Annotated in this window: 24 protein-coding genes; 16 read left to right on the forward strand and 8 right to left on the reverse strand. The window is 60.2% G+C overall.

The features are described 5' to 3' along the window. The first annotated feature begins 6 nt into the window (after positions 1-6). The 6 genes from petA to HX823_RS09715 all read left to right on the forward strand — a co-directional run bounded on the left by petA (position 7) and on the right by HX823_RS09715 (position 4,702). Positions 7-600 (forward strand): ubiquinol-cytochrome c reductase iron-sulfur subunit, encoded by a 594-nt coding sequence (petA, locus tag HX823_RS09690; protein ID WP_038844905.1) that lies wholly within the window; start codon positions 7-9, stop codon positions 598-600. Continuing rightward, entirely contained in the window at positions 600-1,811 is a 1,212-nt protein-coding gene (locus HX823_RS09695) for a cytochrome bc complex cytochrome b subunit (RefSeq protein WP_003188526.1), read from the forward strand. Before petA ends, HX823_RS09695 begins: the two co-directional genes overlap by 1 nt. Further along, the gene (locus HX823_RS09700) at positions 1,811-2,590 is read left to right on the forward strand and encodes a cytochrome c1 (RefSeq protein WP_010213166.1); all 780 of its coding nucleotides are present in this window, start codon (positions 1,811-1,813) and stop codon (positions 2,588-2,590) included. Before HX823_RS09695 ends, HX823_RS09700 begins: the two co-directional genes overlap by 1 nt. Positions 2,591-2,739: 149 nt before the next feature. Then, positions 2,740-3,357 (forward strand): glutathione S-transferase N-terminal domain-containing protein, encoded by a 618-nt coding sequence (locus HX823_RS09705; RefSeq protein ID WP_033899297.1) that lies wholly within the window; start codon positions 2,740-2,742, stop codon positions 3,355-3,357. Positions 3,358-3,374: 17 nt separating this feature from the next. Continuing rightward, positions 3,375-3,794 (forward strand): ClpXP protease specificity-enhancing factor, encoded by a 420-nt coding sequence (locus HX823_RS09710; protein WP_038844907.1) that lies wholly within the window; start codon positions 3,375-3,377, stop codon positions 3,792-3,794. A 158-nt stretch (positions 3,795-3,952) separates the two neighbouring features. Next, the gene (locus HX823_RS09715) at positions 3,953-4,702 is read left to right on the forward strand and encodes a FadR/GntR family transcriptional regulator (RefSeq protein ID WP_038844908.1); all 750 of its coding nucleotides are present in this window, start codon (positions 3,953-3,955) and stop codon (positions 4,700-4,702) included. 22 nt (positions 4,703-4,724) lie between these two features. On the opposite strand, the gene HX823_RS09720 is transcribed toward HX823_RS09715, so the two are convergent. Both HX823_RS09720 and HX823_RS09725 read right to left on the reverse strand, forming a co-directional pair. Continuing rightward, a complete protein-coding gene (locus tag HX823_RS09720; RefSeq protein ID WP_133074660.1) occupies positions 4,725-4,925 on the reverse strand; it encodes a hypothetical protein in 201 nt (66 codons plus the stop codon). Positions 4,926-5,110: 185 nt separating this feature from the next. Then, positions 5,111-6,268: a phospholipase gene (locus tag HX823_RS09725; RefSeq protein WP_177074765.1), complete on the reverse strand. Its 1,158-nt coding sequence runs from the start codon at positions 6,266-6,268 to the stop codon at positions 5,111-5,113. A gap of 234 nt (positions 6,269-6,502) precedes the next feature. Here HX823_RS09725 and kdgD point away from each other — a divergent pair, with 234 nt between their 5' ends. The 5 genes from kdgD (at position 6,503) to HX823_RS09750 (ending at position 13,064) form a co-directional block, all read left to right on the forward strand. Next, a complete protein-coding gene (gene kdgD / locus HX823_RS09730; RefSeq protein WP_016976228.1) occupies positions 6,503-7,414 on the forward strand; it encodes a 5-dehydro-4-deoxyglucarate dehydratase in 912 nt (303 codons plus the stop codon). Positions 7,415-7,468: 54 nt separating this feature from the next. Beyond that, positions 7,469-8,914: an aldehyde dehydrogenase family protein gene (locus HX823_RS09735; protein WP_038844913.1), complete on the forward strand. Its 1,446-nt coding sequence runs from the start codon at positions 7,469-7,471 to the stop codon at positions 8,912-8,914. Between the two features lie 96 nt (positions 8,915-9,010). Then, positions 9,011-10,375: an MFS transporter gene (locus tag HX823_RS09740; protein WP_177074766.1), complete on the forward strand. Its 1,365-nt coding sequence runs from the start codon at positions 9,011-9,013 to the stop codon at positions 10,373-10,375. Between the two features lie 11 nt (positions 10,376-10,386). Beyond that, a complete protein-coding gene (garD, locus tag HX823_RS09745; RefSeq protein ID WP_133074657.1) occupies positions 10,387-11,940 on the forward strand; it encodes a galactarate dehydratase in 1,554 nt (517 codons plus the stop codon). 182 nt (positions 11,941-12,122) lie between these two features. Next, the gene (locus HX823_RS09750; protein WP_033899317.1) at positions 12,123-13,064 is read left to right on the forward strand and encodes an AEC family transporter; all 942 of its coding nucleotides are present in this window, start codon (positions 12,123-12,125) and stop codon (positions 13,062-13,064) included. Here the strand turns inward: HX823_RS09750 and HX823_RS09755 are convergent. The 6 genes from HX823_RS09755 to gatC are packed head-to-tail and all read right to left on the reverse strand — an operon-like array spanning position 13,061 to position 18,172. Beyond that, a complete protein-coding gene (locus HX823_RS09755; RefSeq protein ID WP_017530104.1) occupies positions 13,061-13,441 on the reverse strand; it encodes a carboxymuconolactone decarboxylase family protein in 381 nt (126 codons plus the stop codon). The two genes, HX823_RS09750 and HX823_RS09755, sit on opposite strands and share 4 nt — an antisense overlap. Beyond that, positions 13,438-14,493, reverse strand: coding sequence for a calcium/sodium antiporter (locus HX823_RS09760; RefSeq protein WP_177074855.1), 1,056 nt, complete (start codon positions 14,491-14,493; stop codon positions 13,438-13,440). Before HX823_RS09760 ends, HX823_RS09755 begins: the two co-directional genes overlap by 4 nt. A gap of 47 nt (positions 14,494-14,540) precedes the next feature. Next, positions 14,541-14,912 carry a septal ring lytic transglycosylase RlpA family protein gene (locus HX823_RS09765; RefSeq protein ID WP_016976221.1) on the reverse strand — a complete coding sequence of 124 codons (372 nt, stop codon included), beginning with the start codon at positions 14,910-14,912 and terminating at the stop codon, positions 14,541-14,543. A gap of 48 nt (positions 14,913-14,960) precedes the next feature. Next, on the reverse strand, positions 14,961-16,406 hold the full coding sequence (gatB, locus tag HX823_RS09770) for an Asp-tRNA(Asn)/Glu-tRNA(Gln) amidotransferase subunit GatB (RefSeq protein WP_133074655.1): 1,446 nt from the start codon (positions 16,404-16,406) through the stop codon (positions 14,961-14,963). A gap of 10 nt (positions 16,407-16,416) precedes the next feature. After that, positions 16,417-17,868 (reverse strand): Asp-tRNA(Asn)/Glu-tRNA(Gln) amidotransferase subunit GatA, encoded by a 1,452-nt coding sequence (gatA, locus tag HX823_RS09775; RefSeq protein WP_038851025.1) that lies wholly within the window; start codon positions 17,866-17,868, stop codon positions 16,417-16,419. 16 nt (positions 17,869-17,884) lie between these two features. After that, positions 17,885-18,172, reverse strand: a complete 288-nt coding sequence (gatC, locus tag HX823_RS09780; protein ID WP_010213142.1) for an Asp-tRNA(Asn)/Glu-tRNA(Gln) amidotransferase subunit GatC — start codon at positions 18,170-18,172, stop codon at positions 17,885-17,887. Positions 18,173-18,382: 210 nt separating this feature from the next. Here gatC and mreB point away from each other — a divergent pair, with 210 nt between their 5' ends. The 5 genes from mreB (at position 18,383) to rng (ending at position 23,325) form a co-directional block, all read left to right on the forward strand. Then, positions 18,383-19,420 carry a rod shape-determining protein MreB gene (mreB, locus tag HX823_RS09785; protein ID WP_002555108.1) on the forward strand — a complete coding sequence of 346 codons (1,038 nt, stop codon included), beginning with the start codon at positions 18,383-18,385 and terminating at the stop codon, positions 19,418-19,420. A 188-nt stretch (positions 19,421-19,608) separates the two neighbouring features. Further along, positions 19,609-20,661 (forward strand): rod shape-determining protein MreC, encoded by a 1,053-nt coding sequence (mreC, locus tag HX823_RS09790; protein WP_371317951.1) that lies wholly within the window; start codon positions 19,609-19,611, stop codon positions 20,659-20,661. Further along, entirely contained in the window at positions 20,661-21,149 is a 489-nt protein-coding gene (mreD, locus tag HX823_RS09795; protein WP_105696180.1) for a rod shape-determining protein MreD, read from the forward strand. Before mreC ends, mreD begins: the two co-directional genes overlap by 1 nt. Before the next feature lie 51 nt (positions 21,150-21,200). Continuing rightward, positions 21,201-21,797, forward strand: a complete 597-nt coding sequence (locus HX823_RS09800) for a nucleoside triphosphate pyrophosphatase (RefSeq protein WP_177074767.1) — start codon at positions 21,201-21,203, stop codon at positions 21,795-21,797. 70 nt (positions 21,798-21,867) lie between these two features. Continuing rightward, positions 21,868-23,325 (forward strand): ribonuclease G, encoded by a 1,458-nt coding sequence (gene rng / locus HX823_RS09805; protein ID WP_003171790.1) that lies wholly within the window; start codon positions 21,868-21,870, stop codon positions 23,323-23,325. Positions 23,326-23,363 lie beyond the last annotated feature (38 nt).

The following is a 23,363-nucleotide window of genomic DNA, read 5'->3' on the forward strand; positions in this document are numbered from 1 at the left end:
GACTGAATGAGCAATGACGGCGTGAATGCAGGCCGGCGTCGCTTCTTGGTAGCAGCCACATCCGTGGTGGGTGCTGCAGGAGCGGTGGGGGCTGCGGTCCCGTTCGTGGGGTCATGGTTTCCCAGTGCCAAGGCGAAAGCCGCAGGTGCACCGGTGAAGGTGAATATCAGCAAGATCGAGCCAGGGCAGCAGATGATTGCTGAATGGCGCGGCCAGCCGGTCTTCATTGTTCGTCGTACTGAGGAAATCCTGGGGAATCTCAAAAAGATCGAAGGCCAGTTGTCTGACCCCAAATCCGAGAAGTCCGACCAACCCGCCTACGCCAAGAACGAAGTGCGTTCGATCAAGCCAGAGATCCTGCTGCTGGTCGGTCTCTGTACCCACTTGGGTTGCTCGCCTACCTTCCGCCCGGAAGTGGCCCCTGTCGATTTGGGCAAGGATTGGGTCGGCGGTTATTTCTGCCCCTGCCACGGCTCCCACTACGACCTTGCTGGCCGCGTCTACAAGTCCCAGCCTGCTCCGTTGAACCTGCCGGTTCCTCCGCACAACTACGAATCTGACGACATCATTGTCATTGGCCTCGATAAGGAGAACGCGTGATGAGCAAGTTCATGGATTGGGTGGATGCGCGCTTCCCCGCCACTAAAATGTGGGAAGACCATCTCAGCAAATATTACGCGCCAAAAAACTTCAACTTCTTCTACTTCTTTGGCTCCCTGGCATTGCTGGTGCTGGTCAACCAGATCGTCACCGGTGTGTGGCTGACCATGAGCTACACCCCGTCGGCGGAAGAGGCATTCGCCTCCGTCGAGTACATCATGCGTGATGTCGAGTACGGCTCGATCCTGCGCCTGCTGCATTCCACCGGCGCGTCAGCGTTCTTTATCGTCGTCTACCTGCACATGTTCCGTGGCCTGCTCTACGGCTCGTACCAGAAGCCCCGCGAGCTGGTGTGGGTGTTCGGCATGCTGATCTACCTGGCGTTGATGGCCGAAGCCTTCATGGGTTACCTGCTGCCGTGGGGCCAGATGTCGTACTGGGGCGCCCAGGTGATCATCTCGCTGTTCGGTGCCATTCCGGTGATCGGCAACGACCTGACCCAGTGGATCCGTGGTGACTACCTGATCTCGGGCATCACCCTGAACCGCTTCTTCGCCCTGCACGTGGTGGCCTTGCCGATCGTGATCCTGGGCCTGGTGGTACTGCACATCCTGGCGCTGCACGAAGTGGGTTCCAACAACCCGGATGGCGTGGACATCAAGAAGCACAAGGACGAAAACGGCATCCCGCTGGATGGCATTCCGTTCCACCCTTACTACACCGTGAAAGACATTGTCGGCGTGGTGGTGTTCCTGTTCGTGTTCTGCTCGATCGTGTTCTTTTTCCCGGAGATGGGTGGTTATTTCCTGGAGAAACCCAACTTCGAACAGGCCAACGCCTTCAAGACCCCTGAGCACATTGCCCCGGTCTGGTACTTCACGCCGTTCTACGCGATCTTGCGGGCGATCCCCGACAAGCTCATGGGCGTGATCGCCATGGGTGCGGCTATCGCGGTGCTGTTCGTGTTGCCTTGGCTCGACCGAAGCCCGGTCAAGTCCATGCGGTACAAGGGCTGGCTGAGCAAGATCTGGCTGTGGGTGTTCTGCATCTCCTTCGTGATCCTGGGTGTGCTGGGCGTATTGGCGCCGACTCCTGAGCGTACGTTGCTGTCGCAGGTCTGCACCTTCCTGTACTTCGCCTACTTCATTCTGATGCCGTTCTACACCCGGCTCGAGAAGACCAAACCGGTTCCGGAAAGGGTGACTGGCTGATGAAAAAGTTATTCGTTGCATTGATGCTTGCGGCCTTGCCGCTACTGTCCTTCGCTGCCGAGCACGGCGGACCGGAACTGGAAAAAGTCGATATCGACGTGTCGGACAAGGCTGCCATGCAGGACGGCGCACGCACCTTCGCCAACTACTGCATGGGCTGCCACAGCGCCAAGTTCCAGCGTTACGAGCGGGTGGCCGATGACCTCGGTATCCCCCATGAAATGATGCTGGAAAAACTGGTGTTCACCGGCGCCAAGATCGGCGACCACATGACCATCGGCATGAAGCCTGCGGACGCCAAGACCTGGTTCGGCGCCGCACCGCCAGACTTGACCCTGGTGGCTCGTGTACGCGGCACCGACTGGCTCTATGGTTACCTGAAATCCTTCTACGAAGACCCGGCGCGTCCGTATGGCGTGAACAACCGTGTGTTCCCGAACGTCGGCATGCCTAACGTTCTGGTCGGCCTGCAAGGCAAGCAAGTGGTAGGATGCAAGCAGATCCAGGTCGTTGAAGACGGCAAGAAGCAATACGATCCGTTGACCGGCACGCCGTTGACTCATGAAGCGTGCGATCAACTGAAGATAGAAACCCCAGGTTCGTTGACAGACGAGCAGTTCGACGAGAAGGTCAAGAACCTCGTGACCTTCCTGGCCTACTCGGCCAACCCGGTCAAACTGGAGCATCAGCGCATTGGTACCTATGTGCTGCTGTACCTGGCGTTCTTCTTCGTATTCGCCTACCTGCTCAAACGCGAATACTGGAAGGATGTGCATTGATCCAACCGTAAGCAATTGCTGTTAATCTTGCGCGCCCAGCGGCATCTCTGAATACGTAGCGACCTGGTTTAACCGGTTGTTACAGGGATGCTCTCTGGGCGCGCTCGTTTTTGAGCTTTCGATAATTTCAACAAGCGAGGAGGACCGCCATGGGCGTGACCAATCGGTTGGCCTGTTACTCCGACCCCGCCGACCACTATTCCCACCGAGTGCGCATCGTGCTCGCAGAGAAGGGTGTCAGCGCCGAGATCATCAGTGTGGAGGCGGGTCGTCACCCACCGAAACTGATCGAAGTGAACCCTTACGGCAGCTTGCCCACCCTGGTCGATCGTGACCTGGCGTTGTGGGAGTCGACCGTGGTGATGGAATACCTGGATGAGCGTTACCCGCATCCGCCTTTGCTGCCGGTGTACCCGGTGGCGCGTGCCAACAGCCGCCTGCTGATCCATCGGATCCAGCGTGACTGGTGCGGGCTGGTGGATGTGATTCTGGATTCGCGTACAAAAGAAGCCGTTCGGGTACAGGCGCGTAAGGAATTGCGCGAGAGCCTGACCGGCGTTTCGCCGTTGTTCGCCGATAAGCCTTTTTTCCTCAGTGAGGAACAAAGCTTGGTGGATTGCTGCCTATTACCGATACTCTGGCGTTTGCCGATTCTCGGTATTGAACTGCCGCGGCCTGCCAAGCCGCTGCTTGATTACATGGAGCGCCAGTTTGCGCGTGAGGCTTTCCAGGCGAGTCTGTCTGGTGTCGAACGCGATATGCGCTAAGGCTTAAGGAGCCGCTGATGAACTCCAGTCGACCCTACTTGGTCCGCGCGCTCTATGAGTGGATTGTGGACAACGATTGCACCCCGCACATGCTGGTCAATTCCGAATTTCCTGCGGTTCAGGTGCCGGAAGGTTTTGCCAGTGATGGGCAGATTGTGTTGAACGTATCGCCGAGTGCCGTGCGCCACCTGCACATGGACAACGAAGCCGTGAGCTTCGAAGGGCGTTTCGGCGGCGTGCCGCATACGCTGTTCGTGCCGATTGGCGCCATCCTCGGCATCTATGCCCGGGAGAACGGCCAAGGCATGGTGTTCGATCTGGAGTCGCCTTTCGAGGATGACGAAACGATCGAAAACGAAGATGGCGATGACCTGCCGCCACCGGATTCCGAGCCACCGCGCCCCAGCGGCCGGCCGAGCCTGAAAGTGGTGAAATAACGCGCGTCCCTCTCGGGATGCGCTGAGAAAATGCCTCGACCTGTGTCGGGGTATTTTTTTGCGCGAAGGATAAGGATGAAAGTCGCGCCTGGACGGTGATCGTACAACCACCATGGGCTATGATGCGTGCTCAAGCTCACCGAGAAAGATGATCCATCATGGAAAACGCCAACACCGCCCCTCGTCTTCCCCGCAAGCGCCGCAGCCTTGCCCAGGAATTGGTCACGGTGTTGTCCGAGCAGATCCGCGACGGCCAACTCAAGCGGGGCGACAAGTTGCCCACCGAGTCGGCGATCATGGAAGCCCATGGGGTCAGTCGCACGGTGGTGCGTGAAGCCATTTCACGCTTGCAGGCGGCAGGGCAGGTCGAGACCCGTCATGGTATCGGCACCTTTGTGCTGGATACGCCGAGCCCGAGCGGTTTCCGCATCGACCCGGCCACCGTGGTGACCCTGCGTGATGTGCTGGCGATCCTGGAGCTGCGGATCAGCCTGGAAGTCGAGTCTGCAGGATTAGCTGCGTTGCGCCGCAGCGACGAACAACTGGCCGCCATGCGCGCGGCGCTCGATGCCTTGAATGAAAGCGCGGCCCACGCCGGCGATGCGGTGGCCTCCGACTTTGCATTCCACCTGGAAATTGCCCTGTCCACCGGCAACCGCTACTTCACCGATATCATGACGCACCTGGGCACCAGCATCATTCCGCGCACCCGCCTGAATTCGGCGCGCCTGGCCCATGATGACCAGCAGCACTACATGGGGCGCTTGAGTCGTGAGCATGAAGAGATTTACGAAGCGATTGCACGTCAGGATTCGGACGCGGCGCGGGCGGCGATGCGGTTGCATCTGACCAATAGTCGGGAGCGGCTGCGCCATGCCCATGAAGAGGCGCAGGCGCAGCGGGGGTAGTAGCGTTCGACTGTGAAACGGTTTAATCAAAATACAAATCAATGCCCTGGACTGCGTCATTTGCGTCGTACTGGAATACCTTTTTTGTTAGCGTGAATTCCGGCCCGCCATCGAATTGAGCGTGATCCCCCACCATGATTATCTCTTCAACGGCAACGCATGCGTTCTCCCCATGGTTTTTTTTGGGGTGAGCTTTGACGCTGATCTTTTTTTTGCTAGCCATGATGTACCTCGTTGACTTTTGAATGAGTGAGTAGCAAACGTGGATTGCACCTTTGGGTGCTGCAGGGCTATGCCCCAACCATGTCCAAGCTACTGTCAGCGAGTGCAGTGTTGATACTGTCAGAATTAACAGTAGCGACGAACGGCGCCCATGTGTGCGATTGCACACATGGGGTTATGGTCACCTCAAAGTTGCGGGCTATTCGGCTTGTAGTCCTTCAACAACAAATACGTACTCCACCCCCACCAATCATTCGTCCAGTGCTTGTCGTTCAGGTCATTCACCTCCTTGCGGCGCAGCACCTTGTCTCCCTCCGCCTTGAACAGCGGCGAAAAATTATTCGCCGGGTTCTGCGCCGCATTCAGGTCCGGCACATATAACGGCGCCTTGAAATTGGCCGGGGAGGGCGCGATACCGCTGATGAAAGTTTCGAAAATTTCATCCGCCGAAGCCTGCACGGCACGTTTGACCTGCACCCGATTGTCCGCATCAATCGCGTCGAAGTAGCGCTTGTCCCCATAGGCGTGCCACTGATCGCCCAGGGCATTGCGCACCTTGAGCCCGAACTTGCTGTCTTCGTCGTGCATGAAGCGGCTGATCAGCGAGCCCAGTTCACCCGGTGTCACCACCGCTGCCAGTTGTTTGCGCGGTACACGCAAATGGCCGGCCGAGAACAGGTCGGTCAAAAAGTGATCAGCAAAACTGTTCATCGCATACGCCAGTTCCAGCGCCTGGTCGGTGCCGGTCTGGTGCGCCACGACGGCTTGTTGCAGTGCTGCCGTGTGCCCCGCCAGGTAGGCTGACAGCGCCCATTCACCGAAATGGTCGGCATTGTCCGCCGCCAGTTTCAGGTAACGTCCCAACGGAATCAGCGCCGAAACTGCGCTGCCGCCGCCAGTGATGCGGTTCCATTCCTCGGACAACGTATCACCCAAGGCGTCATAGGCTTCATGGGCCTGTTTTCCGTCCTTGATCGCCTGCTTGACCGCAGTGATCTCCTTTTGCATCACCGCGAGGATCTTGTGCGCTTCCTCCCGTGAGGTGGGCAGTACTGCCAGGCTGTTGAAGGCGGCGGTAAAGCGTTGCACGCGGTCGGCAGGGGAGGCGCCATCGCTGATTGGTTGGCCGGGGATGCCATAGAAGTCGCCGCCCAGGGCGATCACTTGGCCATAGGTCAGCGCCAGCCCGTTGGGCAGGTGCAGCTCGACTTGATGGGCGGGAATCGCCGGAGCGTCCTTGGCGAAGCGCAACAGGGTTTCATCGCCGATGGCAGTGTGTTCACCGCCTTCGAAGCGCAGAGTCGGTGGGGTTTTTTCGGGTGTCGCGAGTTCAAGACCTGACATGTTAGCTCCTTGCTATGTCGTAGGAATCTTCCGCAATAACTGTATGTATATACAGTCAAATCGAGCATAGAGGAAAAAATTCCTACGTCAAGAAGGCGCGCATCCACAGCGCCCACAATGAAGTCTGATGAATTGCAGTTGACGAATCTTTTTATAGTTGTACGATGACGTACGACATCACCAAAACCAACAACAACCTTTCGACAGAAAGTCTTCGCCCAGGGTGTTCGAATAATGAATCCACAAGAACTGAAGTCCATCCTTTCCCACGGTCTGCTGTCTTTCCCGGTGACCGATTTCAACGCCCAGGGTGACTTCCACCAGGCGGGCTACATCAAGCGCCTGGAATGGCTGGCCCCGTACGGCGCCACCGCCTTGTTCGCGGCCGGCGGTACCGGTGAGTTTTTCTCCCTCGCCGCCAGCGAATATTCCCAAGTGGTGAAAACCGCCGTTGATACCTGCGCCACCAGCGTGCCGATCCTGGCCGGTGTCGGCGGTTCGACCCGCCAAGCCATCGAATACGCCCAGGAAGCCGAGCGCCTCGGCGCCAAAGGCCTGCTGCTGCTGCCGCACTACCTCACCGAAGCCAGCCAGGACGGCGTTGCCGCCCACGTTGAAGCCGTGTGCAAATCGGTCAAGATCGGTGTGGTGGTCTACAACCGCAACGTCTGCCGCCTGACCGCGCCGCTGCTGGAACGCCTGGCCGAGCGCTGCCCGAACCTGATCGGCTACAAGGATGGCCTGGGTGATATCGAGTTGATGGTGTCGATCCGTCGCCGCCTCGGTGATCGTTTCAGCTACCTCGGCGGCCTGCCGACGGCAGAGGTTTACGCCGCTGCCTACAAGGCCCTGGGGGTGCCGGTGTACTCCTCGGCGGTGTTCAACTTCATCCCGAAAACCGCGATGGACTTCTACCACGCGATTGCCAAGGACGATCACGCCACCGTTTCCAAGATCATCGACGACTTCTTCCTGCCGTACCTGGACATCCGTAACCGCAAGGCCGGGTATGCCGTGAGCATCGTCAAGGCCGGTGCAAAAATCGCCGGCTACGACGCAGGCCCGGTGCGCACGCCGCTGACCGACCTGTTGCCGGAAGAATATGAAGCCCTGGCCGCGCTGATCGACAAGCAAGGCGCGCAATAACCCATCTACAAGGCCGCTGAGAGATCAGCGGCCTTTTGCGTCAGGAGAAGATTCGTGTCCCAAGCCCAACGTTTTGACAACTACATCAATGGCCAATGGGTGGCCGGTGCCGACTATTGCGTCAACCTCAACCCGTCGGAGTTGTCCGATGTCATTGGCGAATACGCGAAGGCGGATGTTGCCCAAGTTAGCGCCGCCATCGACGCAGCCCGCGCCGCATTCCCGGCCTGGTCCACTTCCGGGATCCAGGCTCGCCATGATTCTTTGGATAAAGTCGGCAGCGAAATCCTCGCCCGCCGCGAAGAACTCGGCACCCTGCTGGCCCGTGAAGAGGGCAAGACCCTGCCCGAAGCCATCGGTGAAGTGACCCGCGCCGGTAACATCTTCAAGTTCTTTGCGGGTGAATGCCTGCGCCTGTCTGGCGACTACGTACCGTCGGTTCGTCCGGGCGTCAACGTCGAAGTCACCCGTGAAGCCCTGGGTGTGGTTGGCCTGATCACACCGTGGAACTTCCCGATTGCCATCCCCGCCTGGAAAATCGCCCCGGCCCTGGCCTACGGCAACTGCGTGGTGATCAAGCCCGCCGAGCTGGTACCGGGCTGCGCCTGGGCCCTGGCCGAAATCATCTCCCGCGCTGGCTTCCCGGCTGGCGTGTTCAACCTGGTGATGGGCAGCGGTCGTGTGGTCGGCGACGTGCTGGTCAATAGCCCGAAAGTCGATGGCATCAGCTTCACCGGTTCTGTGGGTGTCGGTCGTCAGATCGCTGTCAGCTGCGTGTCGCGTCAGGCCAAAGTGCAGTTGGAAATGGGCGGCAAGAATCCACAGATCATCCTCGACGACGCCGACCTCAAGCAGGCCGTCGAGTTGTCGGTGCAGAGCGCGTTTTACTCCACCGGCCAGCGTTGCACCGCTTCCAGCCGCTTGATTGTCACCGCCGGTATCCATGACCAGTTCGTCGCGGCCATGGCCGAACGCATGAAGTCGATCAAAGTCGGCCACGCCTTGAAAAGCGGCACCGATATCGGCCCCGTGGTTTCCCAGGCGCAGTTGGATCAAGACCTCAAGTACATCGACATCGGCCAAAGCGAAGGTGCGCGGTTGGTCAGCGGTGGCGGCCTGGTGACGTGTGACACCGAAGGCTACTACCTGGCTCCAACGCTGTTTGCCGACAGCGAAGCGGCCATGCGCATTAGCCGTGAAGAGATCTTCGGGCCGGTGGCCAACGTGGTGCGCGTGGCGGATTACGAAGCGGCGCTGGCCATGGCCAACGACACCGAGTTCGGTTTGTCGGCGGGCATTGCCACTACCTCGCTCAAGTACGCCAACCACTTCAAGCGCCACTCCCAGGCCGGGATGGTGATGGTCAACCTGCCGACCGCCGGTGTGGATTACCACGTTCCGTTCGGTGGCCGTAAGGGCTCATCCTATGGTTCGCGCGAGCAAGGTCGCTATGCGCAAGAGTTCTACACCGTGGTGAAGACCAGCTACATCGGTTCGTAACGCGCAACACCTTGTGGGGCCGGATGCCTGCCGGTCCCACACTGAAAACAGAAAACCATTACCCGCAAAAAAAATAATTAGTGGGAGTACTTCTACATGCAAGCGACCAAGCCGACCCACGTCCGCTATTTGATCCTGCTCATGCTGTTCCTGGTGACCACGATCAACTACGCCGACCGGGCCACCATCGCCATCGCGGGCTCCAGCCTGCAAAAAGACCTCGGTATCGACGCGGTCACCCTCGGTTATATCTTCTCTGCATTCGGTTGGGCCTACGTGGCCGGGCAAATTCCCGGTGGCTGGCTGCTGGACCGGTTCGGTTCCAAGAAAGTCTATGCCCTGAGCATCTTCACCTGGTCACTGTTCACTGTGCTGCAAGGCTATGTCGGTGAGTTTGGTGTCTCCACCGCCGTGGTTGCGCTGTTTATGCTGCGCTTTATGGTTGGCCTGGCCGAAGCGCCTTCGTTTCCCGGAAATGCCCGTATTGTCGCGGCGTGGTTTCCTACCGCTGAACGCGGCACAGCTTCAGCGATCTTCAACTCGGCGCAATACTTCGCCACCGTGCTGTTCGCGCCGTTGATGGGCTGGATCGTCTACCGCTTCGGCTGGCAGCACGTGTTTATCGTGATGGGTGTGATCGGCATCGTCTTCTCGGGGATCTGGTTGAAAGTTATCCACAGCCCGCGCCAGCACCCGCTGATCAACGAAGCTGAGTTCAATCACATCGCCGCCAATGGCGCGATGGTCGATATGGATCAGGACAAAGGCAAGGGTAAGAAAACCGACGGGCCGAAGTGGGATTACATCCGCCAGTTGCTGACCAACCGCATGATGCTCGGCGTGTACCTGGGCCAGTATTGCATCAATGGCATCACCTACTTCTTCCTGACCTGGTTCCCGGTGTACCTGGTGCAGGACCGTGGAATGACCATCCTCAAGGCCGGCTTCATCGCCTCGTTGCCGGCGATCTGCGGGTTTATCGGTGGCGTGCTCGGCGGGGTGATTTCCGATTACCTGCTACGCAAAGGTCATTCCCTGACCTTCGCCCGTAAAGCGCCGATCATTGGTGGCCTGCTGATCTCCAGCAGCATCGTGGCCTGTAACTATGTGGATATCGAATGGATGGTGGTGGGCTTCATGGCCTTGGCCTTCTTCGGTAAAGGCGTTGGCGCACTGGGTTGGGCGGTGGTGTCCGACACCTCGCCGAAACAAATCGCCGGCCTCAGTGGTGGCCTGTTCAATACATTCGGTAACCTCGCGTCGATTACCACGCCGATCGTTATTGGCTACATCATCAGCACCACCGGTTCGTTCAAATGGGCCTTGGTGTTCGTCGGCGCCAATGCGCTGGTGGCGGTGTTCAGCTACCTGGTCATCGTTGGGCCGATCAAACGTGTAGTCCTCAAAGAGCCGCCTACCAAAGGGCCAGAGTTGACCAACCTAACCGAAGCGCATTCCTGAGGGGCCGTGTGATGCAGTTGATTGAACATGCCGACTCGCCGCGCTCGATTCGTTTGCACGAACGCGACAACGTGGTGATCGTGGTCAATGACCAGGGCGTTCCGGCCGGGACCGAATTCCCGGACGGCCTGGTGACCGTGGATTTCATCCCGCAGAGCCACAAGGTGACCCTGGAAGACATCCCCGAAGGCGGTCAGATTATTCGCTACGGCCAGACCATCGGTTACGCCTTGGCACCGATCCCGCGCGGCAGTTGGGTGCAGGAGGATCAACTGCGCATGCCCACCGCGCCGCCGTTGGACAGCTTGCCACTGTCCACCGAGGTGCCTGAGGCCCAGGCGCCGTTGGAAGGTTTTACCTTCGAGGGTTACCGCAACGCGGATGGCACGGTGGGTACGCGCAATATCCTCGGCATCACCACCACGGTGCAATGCGTCACCGGCGTGCTGGACCATGCGGTCAAGCGCATCAAGGACGAATTACTGCCCAAGTATCCGCACGTCGACGACGTGGTGGCGCTGACCCACAGCTACGGCTGCGGCGTGGCGATCACCGCCACCGATGCCTACATACCGATCCGCACGGTGCGCAACCTGGCGCGCAACCCGAACCTGGGCGGCGAAGCCCTGGTCATCAGTCTGGGTTGCGAGAAATTGCAGGCCGGGCAGGTGATGCACGACAACGACAGCTCGGTTGACCTGAGTGAGCCCTGGCTGTATCGGCTGCAGGATTCCAGCCACGGCTTTACCGAGATGATCGAGCAGATCATGGAACTGGCCGAGACGCGCCTGAAGAAACTCGACCAGCGCCGCCGGGAAACCGTGCCGGCGTCCGAGCTGATCCTGGGCATGCAGTGTGGCGGCAGTGATGCATTTTCCGGCATCACCGCCAACCCGGCGCTGGGCTATGCCTCGGATTTGCTGTTGCGGGCCGGCGCGACGGTGATGTTTTCCGAAGTCACTGAAGTCCGCGATGCCATCTACCTGCTGACGTCTCGCGCGCAAAGCAAGGAAGTTGCCCAGGAGCTGGTCCGCGAAATGGACTGGTATGACCGTTACCTGGCCAAGGGCGAGGCGGATCGCAGCGCCAACACTACGCCCGGCAACAAGAAGGGCGGGTTGTCGAACATTGTCGAGAAGTCCCTGGGCTCCATCGTCAAATCCGGCAGCAGCGCAATCAACGGCGTGCTCGGCCCAGGCGAGCGTTTCAAGGGCAAAGGCCTGATTTTTTGCGCCACGCCAGCCAGTGACTTTGTATGCGGCACCTTGCAACTGGCGGCGGGGATGAACCTGCATGTGTTCACCACCGGGCGTGGTACGCCGTATGGGCTGGCGATGGCGCCGGTGGTGAAGGTCTCGACGCGTACGGAGCTGGCGCAGCGTTGGCCGGACTTGATCGATATCGACGCGGGGCGTATTGCCACGGGACGGGCGAGCATCGAGGAACTGGGCTGGGAGTTGTTTCACTTCTACCTGGATGTAGCCAGTGGCAGGAAGCAGACGTGGGCGGAGCATCACAAGCTGCATAACGACATCACCCTGTTCAACCCTGCGCCGATTACCTGAACCCGCAATAACCTGTGGCGAGGGAGCTTGCTCCCGCTGGACTGCGCAGCAGGCCTGTTTTTAGGGCCGCTGCGCGCCCCAGCGGGAGCAAGCTCCCTCGCCACAAGCGCTAGACCAGACGAAGCGGCCTACACTGGCTTATCATTAGCCACCTAACGACGCTCACCAAGGTTCTCCCCGGCATGCTGGCAATTTTCCTCACGACCCTGACCATCACCGCGCCGGTGTTTGCCATGCTTTTCCTGGGGGTGTTGCTCAAGCGCATCAACTGGATCAACGACAATTTCATCCACACGGCCTCGTCCCTGGTGTTCAACGTCACCATGCCGGCGCTGCTGTTCCTCGGTATCTTGCATGCCGACCTGCACTCGGCGCTCAAACCGGGGCTGCTGATCTACTTTGCGGTTGCGACCTTGCTCAGCTTCGCCCTGGCCTGGGGCTGGGCGATCTTTCGTTGCCCGCGTGAAGACCGGGGCATCTACACCCAGGGCGCGTTTCGCGGCAACAACGGCGTGATTGGCTTGGCGCTGGCGGCCAGCATGTACGGTGACTATGGGATTTCCCTTGGTGCGATTCTCGCGGCGCTGGTGATCCTGTTCTACAACACGCTGTCGACCATCGTGCTGGCGGTGTACAGCCCGGTGATCAAGTCCGATCCGTGGAGCATCTGCAAAAGTGTGGTGGCCAACCCGCTGATTATCAGCGTGATCGTGGCGGCGCCGTTCGCTTATTTTCAGATTGGCCTGCCTGGCTGGTTGGAAAAATCCATGCAGTATCTGGCCGATACCACCTTGCCGTTGGCCCTGATCTGCATTGGCGGCACCTTGTCCCTGGCAGCGTTGCGCAAGAGCGGCAATAGGGCGCTGAGCGCGAGTTTGATGAAGATGGTCTGGCTGCCGGTGGCGGCGACCTTGGGCGCGTGGTTGCTGGGCTTTCGCGGGCCGGAGCTGGGGATTCTGTTCCTGTACTTCGGTGCGCCGACCGCAGCTGCCAGTTTTGTGATGGCCAGGGCGGCCGAGGGTAATCATGAGCTGGCGGCGGCGATTATCGTGATCACCACCTTGATGGCGGCGGTGACCACGAATATCGGAATCTTCGTGTTGCAGGCCGGCGGCTGGATCTAGCCTTCTTTCTGGTAGGTGTCGATCACTTCCTGCGCCGCGCGGAACGCATCAATCGCCGCCGGCACACCGGCATACACCGCGCAATGCAGCAGCGCCTCGCGGATCTCTTCCACGGTACAGCCATTGTTCAGCGCGCCGCGCACATGGCCTTTGAGCTCCTGCGGGCACTTGAGCGCGGTCAGGGCGGCGAGGGTGATCAGGCTGCGGGTTTTCAGCGGCAAGCCTTCGCGGTTCCACACACTGCCCCAGGCGTGCTCGTTGACGAAATCCTGCAGCGGCTGGGTGAACTCGGTGGCATTGCCCAGGGCGCGGTCGACGAACACATCGCCCATGACCTGGCGACGCATCTCAACCCCGGGCTTTTTCTGATCGGTCATTGCGATTCCCTCTTGTGTTGACGGCGCCAGGCTCGCAGCGTGCTGAACAACAGAAAAGCCACCAGCACTGGCAGGACGTAATACAGCATCAGGTTTTCAAGCTTGGTGGCCAGGGGCATGCCCGTGGTGAACGCCATTACATGCAGCCCGTACGCCAGGTACAGGCCCAGCAGCACCAGGCCTTCGGCGCGGGTCACCCGGTAGCCGGTGTAGAACACCGGCAGGCACAGCACCACCACGCCGAGCATCACCGGCAGGTCGAAGTCCAGGGCATTGGGCGATACCGACAGCGGCGAGGGCGCGAGCAGGGCAGTCAGGCCCAATACGCCCAGCAGGTTAAACAGGTTGCTGCCAATCACGTTGCCCACGGCGATGTCCCGCTCGCCGCGCAGGGCGGCGATCAACGAGGTCGCCAGGCATGGCAGCGAGGTGCCGACGCCAATCAAAGTCAGGCCGATCACACGTTCCGACAGGCCCAGGTCGCTCGCCACATCCACCGCCGCGCCCAACAACAAATGGCCGGCCAGCACCAGGATCAGCAGCCCGCCGAGCATCAGCAACACGCTGCTAAGCCAGGGCGCGCGGGCCACGGTGTCCAATGTGCGTGGGCGGCGGGAATGGCGCGTCTGGTAATGCAGTACGCCGAGGTACGCGACCAAGGCAACCAGCAACAGCAAGCCATCAAGCGGCGTGAGTTCTTCGTTGGCGGCGAGGGTGAACACCAGCAGCCCGGCCAGGATCATCACCGGAATATCCAGGCGCACCAGTTGGCGTGAGACCCGCAGCGGAATGATCAGCGCCGACAGGCCCAGGGTCACCAGGATATTGAAGATGCTGCTGCCGATCACACTGCCCACGGCGATATCGGTGTTGCCGGCCAGGGTGGCTTGCAGGCTGACGGTCATCTGCGGCGCGCTGCTGCCGAAGGCGACGATTGTCAGGCCGATGATCAGCGGTCGCACCTTGAGGCTCGCGGCCAGGCGCACGGCGGCGCGCACCAGGATTTCGGCGCCGATGATCAGCAGCACCAGACCGCTGACCAATTCCAGCAGGCTCCAGGGCGAGAGGGCGGTTAATCCGAAAATGGCCTGGGCTCCGTTTAGTTGCTTAGCGCTTGTACGCGCACTCGCGCCGTACCGCTGCTGATCATACCCAGCTGCTCGGCTGCCTTGCGTGAAAGATCGATCAGGCGCCCACGGGTATGCGGGCCGCGATCATTGATGCGGACAACCACGGATTTGTCGTTGTCGAGATTGGTGACCTTGACCTGGGTGCCGAACGGCAATTGCCGGTGGGCGGCGGTCAGGGCGTTCTGGTTGAAGGGTTCACCGCTGGCGGTCTTTTTGCCATGGTGCCGGGCGCCGTAATAGGAGGCGGTGCCGGTTTCGTCGTAGCCGTTGGGGTTGATGACGCCGCTGGCGCAGCCGGCCAACAGGGAGAACAAGGCCAGGAGGCCGAGTAGACGCTTCATGCAAGGTGTCCCCGAAAAAGTGCGCCCCCGAAGGGGCGCGTGTGCTGGTCAGCCTTCGAGCTTGCTTTTCAGCAATTCGTTCACCTGCTGCGGGTTGGCCTTGCCCTTGGAGGCTTTCATCGCCTGGCCCACAAAGAAGCCGAACATCTTGCCGCGCTTGGCCTCGTCTGCCGCACGGTATTGCTCGACCTGCTCGGCGTTGGCCGCGAGCATTTCATCCAATACGGCCGAAATCGCGCCGCTGTCGGTGACTTGCTTGAGGCCACGCTTCTCGATGATCTCGTCCGCGCTGCCTTCGCCTGCGGCCATGGCTTCGAACACGGTCTTGGCGATCTTGCCGGAGATGGTGTTGTCCTTGATGCGCAGCAGCATGCCGCCCAACTGCTCGGCGGTGACCGGGGCTTCGTCGATTTCCAGGCCCTGTTTGTTCAACAGACTGCCCAGCTCAACCATCACCCAGTTGGCCGCCAGTTTGGCGTCGCCGGCAATGCTCACGACTTTTTCGAAGTAGTTGGCTTGCTCACGGCTGGAGGCCAGCACGCTGGCATCGTAGACCGACAGGCCGAACTGCGCCTGGAAGCGCTCGCGTTTCTGCTGCGGCAGTTCCGGCAGGGTGGCGCGCACGTCATTGAGGAACGAGTCCTCGATGACCACCGGCAACAGGTCCGGGTCGGGGAAGTAACGATAGTCGTTGGCTTCCTCTTTGCTGCGCATGGCGCGGGTTTCGTCTTTGTTCGGGTCGTACAGGCGCGTCTGCTGGATGACCTTGCCGCCGTCTTCGATCAGCTCGATCTGGCGACGCACTTCGCTGTTGATCGCCTTCTCGATGAAGCGGAACGAGTTGACGTTCTTGATCTCGCAGCGAGTGCCGTACTCGGCTTGGCCCTTTGGACGGATCGACACGTTGCAGTCGCAACGCAGCGAGCCTTCGGCCATGTTGCCGTCGCAAATGCCCAGGTAACGCACCAGCGCGTGGATGGTCTTGACGTAGGCCACGGCTTCCTTGGCGCTGCGCATGTCCGGCTCGGAGACGATTTCCAGCAGCGGCGTACCGGCACGGTTCAGGTCGATACCGGTGGCGCCTGGGAATTCTTCGTGCAGGCTCTTGCCGGCATCTTCTTCCAGGTGCGCACGGGTTACGCCGACGCGCTTGATGGTGCCGTCTTCCAGCGGGATGTCCAGGTGGCCCTTGCCGACGATCGGCAGTTCCATCTGGCTGATCTGGTAGCCCTTGGGCAGGTCCGGGTAGAAGTAGTTCTTGCGCGCGAACACGTTGTGCTGGCCGATCTCGGCGTCAATCGCCAGGCCGAACATCACCGCCATGCGCACCGCTTCCTGGTTCAGCACCGGCAGTACGCCAGGCATGCCCAGGTCGACCAGGCTGGCCTGGGTGTTCGGCTCAGAGCCGAACGTGGTGGCGCTACCGGAGAAAATCTTCGATTGGGTGGCGAGCTGGGTATGAATCTCCAGCCCGATCACAACTTCCCATTGCATAGTGTTCTCCTCAGAAGCCGGTAGGGGTGCGAGTGTGCCAGTCGGTGTTCAACTGGTACTGGTGCGCCACATTGAGCAGGCGGCCTTCCTGGAAATACGGGGCGAGCAATTGCACGCCGACCGGCAGGCCATCGACGAAACCTGCTGGCATGGACAAGCCCGGCAGGCCCGCGAGGTTGGCGGTGATGGTGTACAGGTCTTCGAGGTACGCAGCCACCGGGTCGCCGTTCTTGGCGCCAAGCTTCCAGGCCGGGTTCGGCGTGGTTGGGCCGAGGATCACGTCGACTTGCTCAAAGGCCGCCATGAAGTCGTTCTTCACCAGGCGACGGATTTTCTGCGCCTTGAGGTAGTACGCGTCGTAGTAGCCGGCCGACAGGGCATAGGCACCGACCATGATCCGGCGTTGGACTTCGGCACCGAAACCTTCGCCACGGGAGCGCTTATAAAGGTCGGTGAGGTCTTTCGGGTTTTCGCAGCGGTAGCCGAAACGCACGCCGTCGAACCGCGACAGGTTGGAAGAGGCTTCTGCCGGTGCGATCACGTAGTAGGCAGGAATCGCGTGCTGGTTGTTCGGCAGGCTGATTTCCTTGATCACGGCACCGAGGCTTTCCAGCGTCTTGACGCTGTTGTGCACCAGCTCTGCAATGCGCGGGTCGAGACCGGCGCTGAAGTATTCCTTCGGCACGCCGATGCGCAGGCCCTTGAGCGAGGTGTTCAGGCTGGCACTGTAGTCCGGCACCGGCTCGTCGATGCTGGTGGAGTCCTGTTGATCGAAGCCTGCCATGCCTTGTAACAAAATTGCGCAGTCTTCGGCGGTGCGCGCCAAAGGGCCACCCTGATCGAGACTGGAGGCGTAGGCGATCATGCCCCAACGGGAAACCCGACCGTAGGTCGGCTTCAGGCCGGTGAGGTTGGTGAAGGCCGCTGGCTGGCGGATCGAGCCGCCCGTGTCGGTGGCCGTAGCCGCGGGCAGGAAGCGCGCGGCAACCGCGGCCGCCGAACCGCCGGACGAACCGCCGGGCACGTGCTCCAGGTTCCACGGGTTTTTCACCGCGCCGTAGTAGCTCGACTCGTTGGCCGAACCCATGGCGAATTCGTCCATGTTGGTCTTGCCCAGGGTCACGGCCCCGGCGGCAGCCAGCTTGGACACCACGGTGGCGTCGTAGGGTGCTTTAAAGTTGTCGAGCATCTTCGAGCCGCAACTGGTGCGAATGCCCTGGGTGCAGAACAGGTCTTTGTGGGCGATTGGAGCGCCCAGCAGCGCGCCATTTTCACCGTTGGCGCGACGTGCGTCGGCGGCCTTGGCCTGGCTCAGGGCCAGTTCTTCGGTGAGGCTGATGAAGCTGTTGACCTTTGGATCGTGCTCGGCGATGCGCGCCAGCAAGGTCTTGGTCAGCTCTTCGGAAGAAAACTTTTTGTCGGCGAGACCGCGGGCGATCTCGGCCAGAGTCATGTGATGCATTGCAGGCTCTTTCCCTTTAGTCGATGACTTTCGGAACCAGGTACAGGCCGTTTTCGACCGCTGGCGCGATGGACTGGTAGGCCTCGCGATTATTACTCTCGGTCACGACGTCTGCGCGCAGGCGCTGGCTGGCTTCCAGCGGGTGAGCCAGGGGCTCGATACCGTCGGTATTCACGGCCTGCATTTGGTCGACCAGCCCGAGAATGCTGTTCAGGGCTGCGGTGGTCTGTGGAAGATCGGCATCATTGAGGCCAAGCGAGGCCAGGTGCGCGATTTTTTCCACGTCGGAGCGTTCAAGCGTCATGGGAATCTCCAGTGGAAAACAGAACGGAGGCTGTCCGTGTGTTAGATTGTCGGAACACTACCGCATTTCTACGGTCTTACGGCCGCGATTGTGGGGTTAGGTGCACAGAAAGTCGGCCAATTTAGCACATTGGCGCCTTGCCCAAAATCCCTGTCGTTGTTAGAGTTTGCCGCACTTTTTTACCCACGCGTTGCCTAGGGTCCCTTTCCCATGTTCAAGAAACTGCGTGGCATGTTTTCCAGCGATCTTTCCATTGACCTGGGCACTGCCAACACCCTTATTTACGTGCGCGAGCGCGGTATCGTCCTGAATGAGCCATCGGTTGTGGCTATTCGGACGCACGGTAACCAGAAAAGTGTCGTTGCCGTCGGCACCGAGGCCAAGCGCATGCTCGGCCGTACACCGGGCAATATTGCCGCCATCCGTCCGATGAAAGACGGCGTGATCGCCGACTTCAGCGTCTGCGAGAAGATGCTGCAGTACTTCATCAACAAGGTTCACGAAAACAGTTTCCTGCAGCCCAGCCCTCGTGTGCTGATCTGCGTTCCGTGCAAGTCCACCCAGGTTGAGCGTCGTGCCATCCGTGAATCGGCCCTCGGTGCCGGTGCCCGTGAAGTGTTCCTGATCGAAGAGCCAATGGCGGCTGCGATCGGTGCCGGCCTGCCGGTTGAAGAAGCACGCGGTTCGATGGTGGTGGATATCGGTGGTGGTACCACTGAAATCGCCCTGATCTCCCTGAACGGTGTGGTGTATGCCGAATCCGTACGCGTCGGCGGCGACCGTTTCGACGAAGCGATCATCACCTATGTACGTCGTAACTACGGCAGCCTGATCGGTGAATCCACCGCTGAGCGCATCAAGCAGGAAATCGGCACCGCCTACCCAGGCGGCGAAGTGCGCGAAGTTGACGTGCGCGGTCGCAACCTGGCCGAAGGTGTTCCACGTGCCTTCACCCTGAACTCCAATGAAGTGCTGGAAGCTCTGCAAGAGTCCCTGGCTACCATCGTTCAGGCGGTGAAAAGCGCCCTGGAGCAATCGCCGCCGGAACTGGCTTCCGATATCGCCGAGCGTGGCCTGGTGCTGACCGGTGGTGGCGCCTTGCTGCGCGACCTCGACAAGCTGCTGGCCCAAGAGACTGGCCTGCCGGTGATCGTTGCCGAAGACCCGCTGACCTGCGTTGCCCGTGGCGGTGGTCGTGCACTGGAAATGATGGATAAACACACCATGGACCTGCTCTCCAGCGAATAAGTCATTGCTGGTTAGCCCATGTTTCGCCCGCAGGCAGCACTTTGCAGTGCTGCCTGTTGGCGTTTATCTTCTTCAATCTGCATCCAGGCCGGTTAGATGCCGTATGAATAAAGAGAACATTTGCCTGGGAGGAGCGGCTTATTAAACCGCTTTTCGCCAAAGGCCCCTCATTGGGCGTGCGCCTGTTGGTGCTGGTCGTGCTTTCGGTCGCGCTGATGGTGGTCGATGCCCGCTTTGCACTGCTCAAGCCCGTGCGCAGCCAGATGTCGCTGGTGTTGATGCAGACTTACTGGATCACCGACCTGCCGCAACGTCTGTACCAGGGCGTGGCCAGCCAATTTGGCAGCCGCACCGAACTGGTCGCCGAAAACGAAAAACTCAAGACCGAAAACCTGCTGTTGCAGGGGCGCATGCAAAAGCTCGCGGCCCTCACCGAGCAGAACGTTCGGCTGCGCGAGTTGCTCAATTCTTCTGCGCTGGTCAATGAAAAGGTCGAAGTGGCCGAGTTGATCGGCATGGACCCCAACCCCTTCACCCATCGCATCATCATCAACAAGGGTGAGCGCGACGGTGTGGTCCTGGGCCAGCCGGTGCTCGACGCCCGTGGCCTGATGGGCCAGGTGGTTGAGCTGATGCCCTACACCTCGCGGGTCTTGCTGCTGACGGACACCACCCACAGCATTCCGGTGCAGGTGAACCGCAACGGCCTGCGCGCGATTGCCAGCGGCACCGGTAACCCGGAGCGCCTGGAATTGCGCCACGTGGCTGACACCGCCGACATCAAGGAAGGCGACCTGCTGGTCAGCTCCGGCCTGGGTCAGCGTTTTCCGGCGGGTTACCCGGTGGCGACGGTAAAGGAAGTGATCCACGATTCCGGGCAGCCGTTTGCCATTGTGCGTGCTGTGCCGACGGCTGCGTTGAACCGCAGCCGCTACCTGCTGCTGGTGTTCAGCGACAACCGTACGCCGGAAGAGCGCGCCAACGACGCCGCGCAGGCGCAGGAAGCGGAAGACAAGCAAAACGGTACAGCGCCGATTGTTCCGGCGACCGTGCCCAAACCGGCATTCGTCGGACCGCCTGCACCGACAGCGGCTCCGGCAGCGGCTGTAGCCACCCCGGTCAAGCCGGCCGCTCACACCACGCGCCCCGCCAAGCCAACCGTGACTAAACCACCGGCCGCGACCCCGGCTGCCAAGCCTCCGGCAACTGCTCCGGCAACCACGCGGCAGAGGGAGGAATAATGGCCAGTACTCATTCGCGCAACGGCTGGATCGTCTGGCTCACCTTTGCTATCGGTTTGCTGCTGAGCGTTTCGCCCTTGCCGCAGTTCATGGAAATTCTGCGCCCGCTTTGGCTGGCGCTGTTGCTGGCGTTCTGGTCGCTGAACCTGCCACATAAGGTCGGCATGGTCACGGCGATGTTCCTGGGCTTGGCGGAAGATGTGCTCTATGGCACCTTGCTGGGCCAGAACGCGTTGATCCTGACCCTGATCACCTTCCTGGTGCTGTCGTTGCAACAACGCCTGCGCATGTTCCCGATGTGGCAGCAATGCCTGGTGATCCTGGTGATCTTCGGCCTGGCGCAGTTGGTTCAGCTATGGCTGAGTGCGTTGACCGGTAACCGCCAGCCAACCCTGGCGCTGGTATTGCCGGCGCTGGTCAGTGCCTTGCTGTGGCCATGGATCAGCTTCGGTCTGCGTGGGTTGCGTCGTCGCTATAAAATCAATTGAATGGATTGCGAGGCTCTGCCTGGTTATCGAACCCTACAGGGAGAGTCTGCAATGAATACGCTTTACCTGGCCTCGGGCTCCCCGAGGCGGCGTGAACTGTTGACCCAGATCGGCGTGCCTTTCACCGTGGTCAGTGCCGCTATCGATGAAACTCCTCTTACAAACGAATCCGCTGTTTCCTATGTCGAGCGCCTTGCGTGTGGCAAGGCAGCGGCGGGTTTTGCTGTGCTCGAAAACACCTCCGACGCCTGTGTGTTGGGTGCCGACACCGCCGTAATCGTCGATGGAAAAATCCTCGGTAAGCCCGTCGATCAGGCCGATGCCCTGGCCATGTTGATGGCGCTGGCGGGCCGTGAGCATGAAGTACTCACCGCCATTGCCCTCACCGATGGCCAGCGCTGCGAGACTGTTTGTGTAAGCAGTCATGTACGGTTTCGCGAGATTTCCGTCGAGGAAGCAACCACCTACTGGCACAGTGGCGAGCCCCAGGACAAAGCGGGCGGCTATGCTATTCAAGGGTTGGGCTCGGTGTTCGTCGCAGGGCTCAATGGCAGTTATTCCGCCGTGGTAGGCCTGCCGGTGTGCGAAACCGCGCAACTGCTCGGCCAATTCGGCATACCCTGTTGGCAAAACCTTACCGCGCGCTGAACGCCGTACTCCAGCGCCCAGCCTTAAGCGATCGGTCACTATTGTGAAAACGCCTGAACGAGACCCAGCCATGAGTGAAGAGATTCTGATCAATATCACGCCGATGGAATCGCGCGTGGCGGTGGTAGAGAACGGTGTTCTGCAAGAAGTGCACGTGGAGCGCACCCAGAAGCGCGGGATCGTCGGCAATATCTACAAAGGCAAGGTGGTGCGGGTTTTGCCAGGCATGCAGGCGGCCTTCGTCGACATCGGCCTGGACCGTGCCGCGTTTATCCATGCTTCGGAAATTTCCCTGCGCGAAGGGCCAGCGGTAGAAAGCATCAGCGCCCTGGTACACGAAGGGCAGAGCCTGGTGGTGCAAGTCACCAAGGACCCCATCGGCTCCAAAGGCGCGCGCCTGACCACGCAACTGTCGATTCCGTCGCGTTACCTGGTGTACATGCCGCGCACTGCTCATGTCGGTATTTCCCTGAAGATCGAAGACGAAGGCGAGCGCGAGCGGCTGAAGAAGGTGGTCAGCGACTGCGTGGCGGCCGAAGGCATCAAGGAGGCGGGCGGTTTTATCCTGCGCACTGCCGCTGAAGGTGCCGGCGCCGATGAAATCCTCATGGACATCCGCTACCTGCGGCGCCTGTGGGACCAGATCGGTGCCCAGATCAAGACTATCGGCGCGCCCAGCGTGATCTACGAAGACCTCGGCCTGGCCCTGCGCACGCTGCGCGACCTGGTCAGCCCGAAGATTGAGAAAATTCGTATCGACTCGCGGGAAACCTTCCAGCGCACCACGCAATTTGTTGCCGAGCTGATGCCGGAAATTGCCGACCGTCTGGAACACTATCCCGGCGAGCGACCGATCTTCGACCTGTATGGCGTCGAAGACGAAATCCAGAAAGCCCTGGAACGCAAAGTACCGCTCAAGTCCGGCGGCTACCTGGTGGTGGACCCGGCGGAAGCCATGACCACCATTGACGTCAACACCGGTGCGTTCGTCGGCCATCGCAACCTCGAAGAAACCATCTTCAAGACCAACCTTGAAGCCGCCACCGCGATCGCGCGCCAACTGCGCCTGCGTAACCTGGGCGGCATCATCATCATCGACTTCATCGACATGGAAGATGAAGAACACCAGCGCCAGGTGCTGCGTACCCTGGAGAAACAGCTGGAGCGCGACCACGCCAAGACCAACATCATCGGCATCACCGAGTTGGGCCTGGTGCAGATGACACGCAAGCGCACCCGCGAAAGCCTGGAACAGGTGCTGTGCGAGCCGTGCAGCAGTTGCCAGGGCCGCGGTAAATTGAAGACCCCGGAAACCGTTTGCTACGAGATTTTCCGCGAAATCCTGCGAGAGGCGCGAGCCTACCAGGCCGAGGGTTACAGAGTGCTCGCCAACCAGAAAGTGGTCGACCGGCTGCTGGACGAAGAATCCGGTAACGTTGCCGAACTGGAGGGATTTATCGGCCGCACGATACGCTTCCAGGTCGAAACCATGTATTCCCAGGAACAATACGACGTGGTGCTGCTCTGATCCCCAATCGTTTTCTTTTTACGAGACGGGCAGACCTT

It is taken from the genome of Pseudomonas sp. P7759 (genome assembly GCF_013386445.1).
Classification (GTDB): Bacteria; Pseudomonadota; Gammaproteobacteria; order Pseudomonadales; family Pseudomonadaceae; genus Aquipseudomonas; species Aquipseudomonas azotoformans_A.